This window comes from Prosthecobacter sp. GW821-HT29F12, assembly GCF_058803405.1.
This window is the reverse complement of record NZ_CM179517.1, coordinates 2,667,370-2,681,531: the sequence shown is the minus strand read 5'-3', so window position 1 is coordinate 2,681,531 and position 14,162 is coordinate 2,667,370. Positions and strand designations below refer to the sequence as shown.

Sequence of the window (14,162 nt, the reverse complement as noted above, 5' to 3'; positions counted from 1 at the left end):
GAGATTACCTTCCTGCCTCGCCTACGCACCACAAATATTCCTGGCGGGTTGGGCTGGTCTTGGCGGAGCGGAGGTAGATGCGGTTGCCGCAGATGGCTGGAGTGCTGAAGGATTCATCTCCAAGCTGATTTTGCGACAACAGGGTGAATTTTTCCGGTGTGGCCTCGAAGACGGAGGTTACGCCACCTTTGCTTGTGACATAGATGCGCGAATCGGCCATGACAGGGGAGCCATAAAACTCGCGGTCCACTTTCTCTGACCACAGCTCTTCACCTGTGGGGGATTTCCAGCAGGTGGCGCGTCCGCCATCTCCCACGGCGAAGACGTGGCCGTTCTTCACAATCATGGAGGGCACGTAGGTGCGGGTGACGTTCTCCCAGGCGATTTTGCCTGAGCCATCGGCCTCGACGGCCATCGTGTGATTCTTTGGATAGCCCCCGCCGAGGAAGATGCGGCTGCCATCGGTCACGGCGGTGACCACGGTTTCCTCGGTGCTGCCGTCGATGCTCCAGAGTTTTTTGCCGGTGAGGGGATCAAAGCTTTCCACCTTGTTGCAGCCAGCGAGCACGGCTTGCGTTTTGCCTGCGGCGTTGACGACCGCGGGGGAGGCGTAGTTCGCCACGGGCGGGCGGTCCTGCTGCCAGACGATCTCGCCGGTGAGTTTGTTAAGGCCGGACATTTTGCCGCCGCCGCGATGGTCTGCCGACACGAGCACGACTGATTGATAGATGACGGGCGATGAGCCGAAGCCCTGATGCACCTGGAAGTCGCACACACGGCGCTGCCAGAGCTGCTTGCCGGAGAAATCGAGCGCGGTGGTGAAGATGGCGCCGTTGTTGAGGAAGTTGACGAACAAGCGCTCGCCGTCGCTCACGACATCGGACGAGGCCTGCGAGGAGATTTTGTGGCCCTTGGTGTTGAGGTTGCCGCGATGTACGACGGCTTCCCATTTCTTCTTTCCGGTGGCGCGGTCATAGCAGAGGACGAGCTGCTCCTCGGTCTCCATGTCAGCCGTGGCGAGATAGACATGGTCTGCCACGATGGTTGGCGAGCCATGGCCACGACCACGAACCTCGGCCTTCCATAGGACGTTTTCGCCTTCATTCCATTTTAACGGAAGCTTTTGTCCGGCTGCCGCATGACCATCCATCGTAGGGCCGCGCCAGGCCGGCCAGTCGGCGGCGATGAGGTGGGTAGAGAGGAGCGCGGAAGAAAGCAGGAGGGCGTGGAATTTCATGCAGACGTTGCATAACGCCGCGAAAAGAGGAGTGCTGTCAAAAGCACCCTTGGCCGCACTTATTTCGCAGCGACGGGTTTCATCAGACCGGTGAGGGGATGATGAGTGACGGTGTCCCAGGCGATTTCCTGCAGCAGCTTGTTGAGCTTCGCCTTGTCTTCATCGCTTATGTCACGACCGCCATGCCTACTGGTACGATGAAGACGGACTGCTTTCCCAGCCGCTGGTTGATGCCCTGTACATGGTCCTCGATGTCCTTTGCGTAGCGCATGGTCGCATCGCGGAGTTGTGCGATGTCGGTGGCGTTGTGATCGACCTTCTTTTTCGTGTTGAGAGGATCGACGGGGTTGTACTCATCACTCGGCATCCAGAACTCCTGCACGGTAATGCGCAGCGCGGGATTGTGCTCGCTGCCGAGTTTTACAAACTGTTCAATGGCATCGTCCGGCAGCCAGATGGGGGAGAGGGTTAGTACGTCTACATTTCCGGTTTTCAGCACCTGCTTCACGGCGCTTTTTCTCGGGTACGTCCCAATGCTTCTGCACCGTGGAGCCGCCGATGCTCGACAGGCCCACAGGCTGATGCGCCAGCCCGGCAGATTTTGCGATCTCGTCCACCTGCTTGTAGGTGAAGACATGAAAGCTGTGCCCTCAGGTGGCCACGCGCTGCCCAGTGGTGATCGGCGGCAGCAGGTCACCTGCGCGAACGGTGGATGGGGGCAGGCAAAAGGCGGCGAGAAGGAGCGATGCTTTCATGTGGGTGCAACAGCTGGCTGCTAGAACGACCGTGAGACAAAAATCTACCCTCAAATCGGCTCTCTAAAATTTCAGCATTTCACCCACTGGCAGCGGTTTGTTCTGACGGATGGATTCCTCTGCCACGAGGCAAAGGCCGGCGCTCCAGAGACCGTCCATGCCTGATGCGATGGGCTTTTTGCCGGTGCGTACCATGTCGATGCACTGAGCTATTTCTTCGCGCAGTTCGAACACTTCGCCGCTATGCTTTTCGAGCTTCACCGTTTCGAGCTTTTCGCCGTCGAAGACTTTGAGGAAGTATTCGGGTTCAAGAGTGCGATCTAGCGCGCCGCTCCAAGCGGCCCAGAGCGCACCCTTGGTGCCACTGACTTTGACGGTTTGATGGTGCTCGAAGGCGGCGAGTGTCTGTGACACCAAGGCGTAGCTGCCGTTGGCGTATTTGAACATGGCGCTGAAGTTGTCGAACAGCGTCGGGCGCTGGGGATCGCGGGAGTTCGCGTAGGCGTGGAGTTCCACGGGATCGCCGCTGCTTTCGAGATACCAGCGGGCGAGGTCGAAGAAGTGGATGGGCTCTTCGAGAACCCAGCTGCCGACACGGTTCTGATCGTAGCGCCAGCCGCTGGCGCCCTGGCGGTAGGGTTTGCGGGAGAGTTCGACGAGGACGTACTGGGGATCGCCGATGGTGCCTGCGTCGATGATATCTTTGATGCGACCCCACTGGCTGGAGAGGCGGAGTTCGTGGCCGACGGCGAGATGGACGCCGTTCTGCTGAGCCCCGGCGACGATGGCTTTGCAGTCTTCCAAGGTGATGGCCATGGGTTTTTCCAGGAGGACGTGTTTGCCTTTCGCCATGGCGGCGAGGGCGATCTCTCGGTGCGTATGGCTGGGGGTAACGATGTCGATGATGTCGAACTCGGACTGAGCGATCATTTCGAGGCTGTCCGCAAAGATCTGAGCCTCGGGGTAGAGCCTGCGCGCTTCCTCACGTGATGCTTCTGAGGGCGCGGAAATGGCAACGAGGCGGGCGTCGGGATTTCCTTCGATGGACTGGGCGTGGAATTTGCCCCAGGCGCCGAAGCCGGCGAGAGCGAAGCGAACAGGCGAAGACATATCAATGGCGAGGAGCGGTGGTGAGCGGTGTGACGGGATCTGGAACGCGCCGACCCTGCACTTCATTCAGGCGGCATGTCGGCAGATGCGGCAGGACATGCTTGGCGAAGAGGTCGCACTCTTCGAGATGAGGGTAGCCGCTGAGGATGAAGGCACGCATGCCCATGTCCATGTAGCGGTTGAGCTTGGCGAGCACCTGTTCGGGATTGCCGACAATGGCACTGGCGCAGCCGCTGCGGGCGAGACCGATGCCGCTCCAGAGATGGGGCTCGATGTAGAGATCGGTACTCTGGGCGCGGAGCTCGTCCTGGCGCTTGACCCCGGCGCTCTGACTGTCTTGGGAACGTGCTTTGATCTCGGCCCCTTTTTCAGCCGTGAGTTTGGAAATGAGACGGTCTGCTGCGGCGCGGGCCTCGGCTTCGGTTTCGCGGACGATGACATGGGCACGAAAGCCGAAGTCGATTCTGCGACCGTAGCTGGTGGCTTTTTCGGACATAACGCGCATGGTTTCGGCGATGCGGTCCTCCGTCTCGGGCCACATGAGGAAGACATCACAGTGTTTGGCGCACAAATCCTGGGCTGCAGGCGAGATGCCGCCGAAGTAGAGCAGGGGGCCGCCGTTTTGCTGATAGGGTTTGGCCGGCTCGGTGGTGGGCAGGCTGATGTTGTAGAAGTCACCCTTCCACTCAAACGGACCGTCGGTGCGCCACAGACCCTGCAGGATCTGGATGATCTCGCTGGCTCTGGCGTAGCGGACTTCATTGCTCTCCTTGATGCCGGGCATGTCTGAGGAGATGATGTTGATGCATAGACGGCCTTTGGCGATGTGATCGACGGTGGCGAGCGCCCGTGCGAGCATGGGGGGCCAAACTTCGCCCATCCGCAGGGCGACGAGCTGATTGATCTGCGTGGTGAGCGGTGACATGGCGGCGGCAAAAGCCAAGGCGTCCTGTCCGGCGATCCAGCCGGAGGGAAGGAGGATATTCTGGTAGCCGAGGGCGTCGGCTTTTTTTACGATATCGCCGCAGTGTTCGAAGTTGGAGCGGATGGAGCCATCTGGAATGCCGAGGAATTCATAGTCGTCGGAGCAAAGTGCCGAAAACCAAGCTACTTCACACTTGCGATCAGGGGTGCGAATGGGTAAGTCACTCATGAGAAGATTTTTGACGGAGTGCATTGATCCTGATGGATAGTGATAGATCAACAGGCTTTTTATTCGAATGCGAAAAAACCCAATTGTCCAACGTGAAACGCTCGGAGCTGCTGTGCTGCAGGTTCGCAGCGGCCGTGCGACCTCGCGTACGACTCTGGCCAAGGCATTAGGAATTTCGCCTTCGACGACCGGGTTGTACGTGGATCACTTGATCGCCGAAAAATTTCTGAATGAATCGGGCTTGAACCAAGGACCCATGGGCCGCCCCCGCCGCATTTTGAGCACGCAAGCGGAGGCGGGTTGGTTTGCCGGCTTGGAATTTAATGCCCAGCGCATTCAGGCCGTGGGCGTGGATTTTTCCGGCAGTGTGAAGATGACCTTGGAGCTGCCCTTGCCCGCAGATGTGTTGGCAGATCATGTGATCAAGTCGATTCTCACCTGCGTGGCCCGGTTGGCCGAGGCGATGCAAGGTCCGCTGCTTTCGGTTGGTCTGGGAGTTCCCGGGCTGGTGGATGCGCATGCAGGTGTGGGGTTGTATTATGCATTCATCCCTGATTGGAATCGGGTGCCGGTGGCTGATGAGATCGGGTCCAAATTGAAAGTCCCTGTCATTTTGCAGAACAACCTGAGGGCGATTGCGCTGGCTGAGCGTTGGTTCGGTCTCGGACATGGCTTGAATGATTATGTGATCCTCGGACCTCGGAGTGGTTTTGGCGTGGCCATCGTTCAGGAAGGCAGAGTGATCGAAGGTTCGCATCATGCCGCCGGAGAGGTGGGGCGCTGGCCGTGGCCCTTGATGGGGGGAGCGGGTGACGGCAAGGAATTGCATCATGCATTGAGCGCTCCCGCAACGTGGCGGAGGCTGGCAGGAGTGGATGGACTGGCAACGCTGCCTGAAGATCTGCGAGCAGGTCTCGCGGCAGTTTCTGATTCAGCAGGGCCGGAATGGGAAGCCGTGTGTGCCGACTACGCACGAGTGATTGGCTTGTTGCATATGATCATCGATACCGGGGTTTTCATTCTTCATGGTCCCTTGACGATGCTAGGGGAGCGTTTTTGCCAATCGGTTACAGATACCGCATGCGAGCTGATGCCTGCTTTGCGTGGGGGAGGACTGAAAGTCGTGCCTTCTACGCTGGGGGACAATGCCGGTGCCCTCGGGGCGGCGAGTCTGGCCATGGAGGCCTGGTCTCCTGCCTGAGCATTCCGGTTGCGGGCACAAAAAACCGGGTGTCAGGATTGGTTCCCGCACACCCGGTGAGTGGAGTCTCTTGAAGTATTACTTCTCCAGAGGTTCTTTGGCGGCCTTCCAGCCGGAGATACCAGCGGAGAGGTGTTTCACGTTCGTGTAGCCGAGCTGGCTGGCGGCGTTAGCTGCGGCTTTATAAGCGCTGCAGGCAGGACCACCACAGTAGGCGACGACGAGAGCACCCTTGTCAGCAGGCAGGGCGCTGGCGAGGCTGGAGCCCTGGGTTGCGAAGTCGATGGCGGTTGGCACATGGCCGGCCTTGTAGGAGGCGGCGCCGTTCACGTCGATGACGGTGACCTTCTTGTCAGCAATGGCCTTCTTGAGATCGGCAATGCTGATGTCCGGGAACTCGGCGGCAAAACCGGCGGAGGCGACGAGTGCGAAGACGAGTGCGATGAGTTTCTTCATGATTGGATTTGGGTGGGTTGAGTTAAGTGGTGCGCGTTAGACTGTGCGCGGCAGCGGCCCCGTCTTCCGGGGCAAAGGTTTCAGGTTCGAGAGTATGATGACATCATGCGTGCGAGTGAGATGCAGGAGCCGGCGGGTTTATTCCCGAAAAAAAACAAATTCTGCCCTGCTGCGGCAGCGGCTGGAGCAGGGGAGGCATGGGGGAAACCTGGGAGACATCATGGCAGGCTGTGGATTACAACGTTCCTAGATACGGTTGGTTTTGCCAAAAGATTCAAAAGTTCTTAGAGCGCTGGAATGAAGAGGCGCGCAAAGCCGTTGCGCAGGCGATGCAGGACCGGCGCATTTTCCAGCATCTCGTGTGTGATTTCACGGCTGTGGGCCAGCTTGGCATCCATCTCCGCCGCGAGCCGCTGGCAGAGATCCGCGTCGTGACAGGCGAGGTTGAATTCAAAGTTCAGTCGCAGGCTGCGTGGATCCCAGTTGGTGGACCCAAGGAAGGACCACACTCCATCGATGAGGAACAATTTGGAGTGATCAAACGGCGGGGGGGATTCAAAGATGCGGCAGCCCACCGGCAGCAGATCGGGATATAAGGTCTGTGCGGCCCATCCTACGAATGGGATGTTGTTCTCCGCGGGTGTGAGGATCGTCACTTTCACGCCACGTACAGCACACAGGCGCAGCGCCGCCATGAGAACTGCATTGGGAAGAAAATAGGGGGTGACGATCTTCACCTCTTCACGCGCGGCATTGAGCGCGGCAAAGAATGCCGCTGGCATCACTTCCATGTCCTCGTCGGGACCATCGACAATACCGATGGCCGTTGTGCTGCCCGTGGCGGCCAGTTCAGGGAACCACAGCGGTCCTTCCAAGGATTCACCCGTGCAAAAGGACCAGTCTTCGGCAAACACCCGCTGAATTTGCGCCACGCATGGGCCGGTCACTGAAAAGTGCAGATCATGGACTGCGTGTTTTGGCTTCCGGGCGACCATGTTTCCCTCGCGGATATTCATGCCGCCGGTGAAGGCCGTCTTGCCATCAACCACCAGGATTTTGCGGTGATTACGCAGGTTCATCGTAATCAGGCGCAGGACCAGCCGACTGGGCATGAAGCGGCGTGCAGTGACTCCGGCTTTAGTCAGGGCCTCAACCACTGGCGGCCAGGAGTAGCGTGTGCCAGCGTCATCCACCATGACACGCACCTGCACGCCGCGCTTAACTGCCAGGGAGAGCTCGCTCACAAAGTCTGCGCCGATGCCCGTGGCTTCAAAGATGTAGCTGGCCAGCGTGATGCTTTGTTGCGCTCCACGGATCGCCTCCAGCATGCGCGGCATTGCCTCGTCGCCATCATGGAGGATATCGAGGTGGTTTCCCAGCGTGTGGCTGAAGCGCGAGATGCGGTCCAGCGTGCGTGCCAGCTGCTGGTGCTCCTGCATGGCGCAGCTGTCAGTGGCAGTGACGGGCAGCGGCTGATCTGGCACTGGATCACGCCATGGTTCATTGATACCGCTGCGATAGCGCCGGCCGCTGCGACGCAGAATGTTGATACCCAGCAAAAGGTACAGCAGGGGACCGATCAGTGGTGTGAAGACCACCAGTGCCATCCAAAATGCTGCAGAACGGTAGTCGCGATGCCGCAGGAGCAGATGAATCAGCGCAATGACGGAGCCGACGATCGACGCAATCGCCAGCACCACCGTCCAGAAATTGTGTTCAAACCAAGTCATGGCGCAGCATGCGCGAATCATGAAGAAGTGCAAAGTACAACCCCGACTCGGGGCGTTTCAGGCATGCTCAAACTTGCGCCAATACAGCAATGCAATCGGGATCATGCTAAGGCATTCCTGACCGGCCTTGGCGACGCCTGCCATGGTGTGCGTGCTCCATGCGCCAAGGATGAGGGAAATGGCGATCAAAATGGCGGAGCCAAAAGTGAAGACGGCCCGTGGTGCGATGGTGAGGTGCACGGGGCGGGTTTCCTCACCAAGGAGATCAATGAAGCGTGCAGCGCAGAGAATGAGAACAATGACGGAAAGCCAGCCGTTATCATCAAGCCTGCCGGGAGATAGGTAGTCATAGGCACCGTGAGCTATGACGGCCAGCAGGAAGGTGGCGATGAATTCATCAGCACGGGCGAAGCGGGTGAGCAGCATGCGGTAGAGGCTGTGTGCGCAGATGCCGGTGAGGGAGATATGGAGGAAGTTGGCGGATAGGAAACGCGTCCATGCGACGCTGCCTCCGAAATTCTGGTAGTAGCCGATGTTTTCCTCCAACGAAAAGCCGAGGCCGACAAAAGCACCCGTGAGCAGTGCCAGCCCCGGCGTGCGACGCCACATCAACCAAGGCAGGAAAAGTGCAAAGAGCAGGAGCTTGCAGCCTTCTTCGCGCAGTCCGACTCCCGCGATGTAGTAGATCAAATCATGAGGAAAGGGAGCTGCCGCGGTCATGCCCTGATGGAACTCCTGATAGGCGAGGATGGTGAGCGTGGGCCAAACGCTGGCCACTCCGGCCATGAGGGCGACGATGGGACGCGCCCAGCGCCAGCGTTCGCGGTCACTGTGCTGCACCAGGATGAAGTACCACAGAGCGGCCGCGAAGAAAGCGAGGCCGAGCATGCCATAGGGGATTTCATCGAGACGGTGACGAATGAGGCCATGCCACTGCATCCAAACATCGCCGAGAAGTGAGCCTGCATGGTGCTGGAGCAGGGGAGGGCAATGCTCGATCCATCCGGGCTGGGCGGCGATGGTGCGCAGGAACTTAATATCGTGCTGCGTCACAGCCAGGTGAAGCGCTTCTTCACGCGAGGTGGTGGCATCCGCAAAGTGAAGGCCCTCGGTGTAAAAAGCCTCCATGGCCGCCGGGATGTTGTTGCGGCGCTTTTCTACGCTCCCGAGCAGCTCTGCGGCGAGCATTTCAGGCGGCAAGGCCCGGGCATTTTGCTCGAGCAGCTGCTGTGCCCCAGGATCTCCGGCGAGTGCTGCGGCAAGAAAATTCCGGAACAAACCTGCGGGGGCATCCGTGGTGGCATGCTGCTGGATGAGTTGCGCCACCTCATAGCCGCCAAGCTTTCCCGTCTGAGTGAACATGGGAAACACAGCCTCGTCGTTTTCCTCCACGATCTGAGGGAGTTGGGCGAGAAGCATGCGCAGCCAGAGGGCGAACTGGCGCGGCTGCGGGGTGGGTTCATGCCGCAGGCGGTTAAACTCCTCATGCAAGCGGCTCAATGCGGAGAGGTCGGCTTGACTCTGTTTGGGCTCCCCCTGGCTGACATTGCCGATCACGATCACACAGGCGATGATCATTCCTGTGGCGGTGATGCTGGCGGCGGTGCGCAGCAAAAAGCGACGATTGCGCGTGAGGTGGTGGGTGCGCGCACGCCAGCCATGAAAAAGAGAACGCTTCTCGCTCATGCTGCATTCAAGGGTCCACTTTTTTCCACCAGTCGGGGGTCTGCTCCCAAGGAGCACGCGTTTCAGTCTCTACTTCTGGCATTGTCGTGCGGGCTTCGACTGCAGCTTCTTCCTCGAGTTCCATGAGCAGTTTGATATGCGGCTCCGGCTTGGTGGTGCGCCGCCAAATAAGCCAGGCCCACATGGCAAATGCTCCCAGCAGAAACAGCAGTGTGCCCAGTGTGAAGAGTACAAACCAGTCGGAGGCCTCCACCCACTCCCGTGACACCTTCATCGTGCCGCCATCGGGCCGGGGGAGGAAGGCGAGAAACGCGTGCATAGGGAAAGACTGCTTTAGGGTTCGTTAAAGACGAGGCGCATCGGGATCATCTTGGAAAACTGGAAGCCGTGCTGCTGAAAGAAGGACTGCGAGTCGGCGCTGATGCGGTCAGTCAGCAGGGTGATACGGCGGAAGTGTTTTTCGCGTGCGAATTCGATGGCGTGATCCAGAAGGCGTCCACCATATCCCTGACGACGGTGTTGCGGATGCACAATGACGTCCTCCATGATGAGGACCAGGCCGCCTTCCGCCGTGCTGATGGTGAAGAGCAGGTTGATCATGCCGATGACCTTGTGTTCTGTGCGCAGCACAAAAATGCGGCCGCGGTTGGGCTGCTCCAAGATGAGGCGCAGGCCGTGCTCCTGTTTGGAGCGGTCCGGCTTAAAATCCTCTTCTTCACTGAACAAGGCAAGAAGCAGTTCCACCAACTGTGGCAAGTCTTCGATGGTAGCCGGTTCGATATGGGGCTCAATGTCGGTGGCGGGCATAGTTTACAGAATAACGGGCTCGTGGACAAAGGCAATGCGTTCGATGCATCGACTTCGGCAAGCTGCTCAATCTGTCCCAAAATGAAGCGGATTTTATCCGATGCCTTCAGTCTGGTCCTTCCTATGACTTTTGCATCGCCTCCCGCAAGTTTTCCCAGGCACGACGAAAATCCTGTTTCATTATGTACAGTGTGGCGATTTCCTGGCGGACGTACGCAGGGGCATTGGGGAATGTGGCTACTTTTTCCAGAGTGCGCAGGGCGCCGTCAATGTCGCCCTGTGTCTTTTGAGCTTGGAATAAATCAATGCCACTTCTGGCATCGGTTGGATTGTAAAGCAGGGCACGCTCCAAGGCTGGGATGTTGGTGCCGGTTCCTGGTGCAGTGCGAATGACCGAGGGGAGATAGGGGATGGCTGTTTGACACGCGCGCTGGAAATCGGAATTGCGAGCGTAGTGTTCCGCGAGGGTGCGCCAGCCGTCCTCCTGCCATTTGCGGTTGGTTTCCAGAGCGGTAATGAGCGCTTCTTGATTGCCATACTGGTACCACATGCTGAAAAGGTTCTTCCTTTGCTCTGGATCCAGACCCCTTAGGTCTGGTTGTTGAGCCAGCAGGCTTTTCAAGCAGCGGTCGAATTCATCGCGCGTCTGAACACTTCTCAGGAACTCGAATTTCAATTCCGAAGTTGTGGCCAATGTCCAGAGCGGTTCGCGCAGTTCGGGATGCTGGTAGGAATAACCGAGCATCTGTTGGTAATGGCCGGGTGCTGCTTCTGGATAGCGGCGCAGGAACTCGCGCCAGCCGACGACTGCGTACTGAGGGTCGAAATCGAGCCAGAAAAGGCCTTCGGTGTAGCAGGTCATTGCGTAAGTCGGATCGAGCACACGCGAACGAGAGAAGTCCAGCAAAGCCACTTCTTTCGGCTGGCCGAGGCGCAGGCGCAGACACGCCCTTTCGTAGTAGTAGCGAAAATCCATCGGCGCCATTTCAATGGCCTGATCCATGAGCGGGAGCGCGCCTGCAGGAGAACCGGAGTCGGCCAGTTTTCCCGCCCGGCTTCGCAATGCATTCGCCGCACTCGAGCCCGGCAAAACGGGATGTCCCAGCGCAATGGCCGTCCAAGCCGCACCCAGTGCCAGCAGCAACACTCCGCCCAGCCGGAAGGCCAGACGCTGTGGCATGCCGGATGCGTTTGGCAATCTGCGTGGTCGAATCGCGATTCCCGCCAGCAAGGCCATGAAGAGCGCATAGCCGAGACCATGATTGGGCACATCACCCAGTCCATGGATGGCCCCAAGACCGAAGACGATGGCGGCAGCATTGCGCAGACGACGATCCTGCATGCCTGATTTGCGCTTCTTTTTCTTGCCATACCAGGGGCCGGTGGATAGAAAAATCCAAAACAGCAACAGCAAGGCGGGCAGCACGGTGAGCAATCCGCCTTCTGACAAAAGCCAGAGCAAATCGCTTTCGGGATGAAGGAAGCGGAACCTTGTTGCCGACAAAGCGGAAAATTGTGGGAAAACAGCCTCGAAATTTCCCAGTCCAATGCCAGTCCAAGGTGAATCAAGGGCCATCTTGAGGGATTCGACAAAGAGTGATCCGCGGCCTTTGTCCGAAGCAAAATGAGCAATGCCACCTTCAGTAAGCCGCTTGGAAACGTTTCCGCCTGACATGACAAGCAAAGTGGAGATGATGAAAACCAGAGATGTGGAAACGGCCAGTTTTTGGAGGAAGCCGCGCCGCATGGCAACAGTGCCAAACCAGGCGGTCATGCCAAAGAACAGCAAGATCAGCCCTGCGCGCGAACTGTTCATGAAAATGCAGGTGACAGGCGGAATAAACCCCAGCAGACAAGGTATCCACAAGCGCGATTTGCGCCGATGCGCATCAAAGCCGGTTGCAGCACAGAGCACGCAAGTCATGGCGGCAAGGCTGCTGATGTGATTGCGATTGGCAAAGGGGCCAAATGCATCTCCCCATTCCAAGGGATTGCGCGGCCACCAGGGAATGAGGATCACCTCCGTGCCTTCTAAGATGGAGAGCAAACACAGCAGGATTCCACCAAAGGTGAGGATTTGGATCATGGCCCGACGTTGGCGGTCTGAAAACCCCCGGGTCAGACACCAGGCCAGCCAGGCAATGCAGGTGGCAAAAAGGAGCCAGGCCTCCATCGTTACGGCGGCCTGAGGAGTCAGTGTTTTGGACAGATGGATGTCCCAGTCCTGGACCAAGGAGGTCTGCCATGCTGGAGACTTGAACAGCCAGTTTGACGGTAGAAAGGAGAGCAACGGAGCGAGCACAGCACCCAGCAGGCCGAACAACGCAATCGGCGGTAGTTTGCGCTTGGGCGCAAAGAAGATCAACACCAGGGCCAGCAGAAGAGTGATGCTTCCTTTGGACCAAGCTTCGCGCCCTGCGCCGAACATGCAGGCAGCAACAGGCAGTAAGGCAAAGACATATCCCTGCCATGCGGGACCGGGGACATCATAGCTGCGCTCTTGAGCCGTGGTGCCATCGTCTTCGAAGTCGTCTTCCTGCAAGTCACCCATCCGAGGTGCTGAATCCACCTCTTCGACTTCATCTCCGGCAAGCTGTGGAAGTTTTTTCACTGGCTCTTCAAACTGGTCGGACTCTTTGTTCATGTCGTGACTGAGAGCGGGAGATTGGGGGGCGCTGCAGCAGATTCGATTTCATTGCTGGAGGGTAGAGACTTCCATTTCTCCAGGCAGCGTTCGAGTGCAGGCAGCAGCACATCAAGACGGAGATGCCATTCGGCGAGATCGGTGGAATCCACAGGACGATGGATGGTGAAATGCCTACCTCCGCCCAATGCCAAAATTTCTGGCTGACTGCCGGTTTGAGAGTGCATGCTCAAGCCCATGCGTTCCAGCCCGTGCTGAAACAAGATGGCAAAGCTTGGCAGGTCAGCGCAGCGCTCCACCTCAAAATCCAGCACGCGTCCGTAGGCGCGAAAGAATTCCCGCTGCCTGCGCCGCTCCATCGTCTCGTTGATTTGAGCGCGGAAATTGGACCAGCTCCGAATGTATCCCAGATAGCGGGCTGCACCCAGAGCCAGCAAGAATAAAACGGCACCGACCATTGGCAGCGCGATGCCCTTGATCATCAGAATGCTCAACCCCACTAAGCTCAGAGCGAGACAGACGGCATACATGGCGGCAAGCGCACCACCCTTGCTGTAGCCAAGCAGAATCAGCCGATGATGGATGTGTTCAGCATCCGCGTTGAAGATGGAAACTCCCCGGATGGCTCTTCGAATGATGGCAAACAGGGTGTCCAAAATCGGCACCCCCAGGGCAATAATGATGACCAGCAGCGCGCCGATGATCGATCCTTTGTTCGAAGTGAAGAGAGAGACTGAAGCGATAAAAAAACCGATCAAATAAGCTCCTCCATCGCCTAGAAAAATCTTGGCTGGAGGGAGGTTGAAGATCAGGAATCCCGCCAGTGCGCCGGCCATTGCCAGCGAGACAACCAGGACGTCGGGCTGGCCGCTGTAATAGCCCAGAAATGCCAGGGTCAGGCTTAGAAACAGGCCGAAACCGCCCGCCAGCCCGTCCATGCCATCTATAAGATTGACGATGTTAGGGATGCTCACCAGCCAGAGCAGTGTCAGTGGCAGGCTCCACCATCCCAGAGAAACTGACCCCTCTCCGAACGGATTGCTGAGAATGTCGATCGAAACCCCAAGGGAATACAAAATCAACGCCGTACCGATCTGGCCAATAAGCTTCACTCTGGCGCCTAGAGGTTTAAGATCGTCCACGAAGCCCACGCTGAAAATCAAGGCATTGCAAATCGCCACCGGCAGCCAGCGAGTCCAGCCAAGTCCGCCAATGTAGCCGGCCACCAGCGAGGCCAGACCCACGGCCATGAAAATGGGGGCGCCACCGAGTCGCGAGATCGCCTTCTCATGCAGTTTGCGGCGGGTGTCTGGTTCATCCAGCCCGATTTGTCCACCACGATGCAATATCCACCATGTGCCAAGCGTGGCCACCAGCAATGCA

Annotated in this window: 12 protein-coding genes; 1 reads left to right on the top strand and 11 read right to left on the bottom strand. The window is 58.2% G+C overall.

The genetic code is table 11. The features are described from left to right. Positions 1-4 precede the first annotated feature (4 nt). The 4 genes from AC3RLQ_RS11060 to AC3RLQ_RS11045 all read right to left on the bottom strand — a co-directional run bounded on the left by AC3RLQ_RS11060 (position 5) and on the right by AC3RLQ_RS11045 (position 4,255). On the bottom strand, positions 5-1,237 hold the full coding sequence (locus AC3RLQ_RS11060; protein WP_493037017.1) for an outer membrane protein assembly factor BamB family protein: 1,233 nt from the start codon (positions 1,235-1,237) through the stop codon (positions 5-7). A 166-nt stretch (positions 1,238-1,403) separates the two neighbouring features. After that, positions 1,404-1,745 carry a hypothetical protein gene (locus tag AC3RLQ_RS11055; protein ID WP_493037015.1) on the bottom strand — a complete coding sequence of 114 codons (342 nt, stop codon included), beginning with the start codon at positions 1,743-1,745 and terminating at the stop codon, positions 1,404-1,406. Positions 1,746-2,055: 310 nt separating this feature from the next. Next, the gene (locus AC3RLQ_RS11050) at positions 2,056-3,102 is read right to left on the bottom strand and encodes a Gfo/Idh/MocA family protein (protein ID WP_493037013.1); all 1,047 of its coding nucleotides are present in this window, start codon (positions 3,100-3,102) and stop codon (positions 2,056-2,058) included. A gap of 1 nt (position 3,103) precedes the next feature. Further along, positions 3,104-4,255 (bottom strand): LLM class flavin-dependent oxidoreductase, encoded by a 1,152-nt coding sequence (locus tag AC3RLQ_RS11045; RefSeq protein ID WP_493037011.1) that lies wholly within the window; start codon positions 4,253-4,255, stop codon positions 3,104-3,106. Positions 4,256-4,322: 67 nt separating this feature from the next. Between AC3RLQ_RS11045 and AC3RLQ_RS11040 the strand changes: the two genes are divergently transcribed. After that, positions 4,323-5,456, top strand: coding sequence for an ROK family protein (locus tag AC3RLQ_RS11040; protein ID WP_493037009.1), 1,134 nt, complete (start codon positions 4,323-4,325; stop codon positions 5,454-5,456). Positions 5,457-5,534: 78 nt separating this feature from the next. Here the strand turns inward: AC3RLQ_RS11040 and AC3RLQ_RS11035 are convergent, their stop codons facing one another. The 7 genes from AC3RLQ_RS11035 to AC3RLQ_RS11005 all read right to left on the bottom strand — a co-directional run bounded on the left by AC3RLQ_RS11035 (position 5,535) and on the right by AC3RLQ_RS11005 (position 14,152). Further along, complete coding sequence (locus AC3RLQ_RS11035; RefSeq protein ID WP_493037007.1) at positions 5,535-5,912, bottom strand: rhodanese-like domain-containing protein; 378 nt, start codon at positions 5,910-5,912, stop codon at positions 5,535-5,537. A 284-nt stretch (positions 5,913-6,196) separates the two neighbouring features. Continuing rightward, the gene (gene cls, locus AC3RLQ_RS11030; RefSeq protein WP_493037005.1) at positions 6,197-7,642 is read right to left on the bottom strand and encodes a cardiolipin synthase; all 1,446 of its coding nucleotides are present in this window, start codon (positions 7,640-7,642) and stop codon (positions 6,197-6,199) included. A 57-nt stretch (positions 7,643-7,699) separates the two neighbouring features. Continuing rightward, on the bottom strand, positions 7,700-9,328 hold the full coding sequence (locus AC3RLQ_RS11025; protein WP_493037003.1) for a PrsW family glutamic-type intramembrane protease: 1,629 nt from the start codon (positions 9,326-9,328) through the stop codon (positions 7,700-7,702). 7 nt (positions 9,329-9,335) lie between these two features. Continuing rightward, a complete protein-coding gene (locus AC3RLQ_RS11020; RefSeq protein WP_493037001.1) occupies positions 9,336-9,647 on the bottom strand; it encodes a hypothetical protein in 312 nt (103 codons plus the stop codon). A 14-nt stretch (positions 9,648-9,661) separates the two neighbouring features. Then, positions 9,662-10,135, bottom strand: a complete 474-nt coding sequence (locus AC3RLQ_RS11015) for a GNAT family N-acetyltransferase (protein WP_395730532.1) — start codon at positions 10,133-10,135, stop codon at positions 9,662-9,664. A gap of 121 nt (positions 10,136-10,256) precedes the next feature. Then, positions 10,257-12,458, bottom strand: coding sequence for an O-antigen ligase family protein (locus AC3RLQ_RS11010; RefSeq protein WP_493036999.1), 2,202 nt, complete (start codon positions 12,456-12,458; stop codon positions 10,257-10,259). A gap of 317 nt (positions 12,459-12,775) precedes the next feature. Beyond that, positions 12,776-14,152, bottom strand: a complete 1,377-nt coding sequence (locus AC3RLQ_RS11005; protein WP_493036997.1) for an MraY family glycosyltransferase — start codon at positions 14,150-14,152, stop codon at positions 12,776-12,778. Positions 14,153-14,162: the final 10 nt, after the last annotated feature.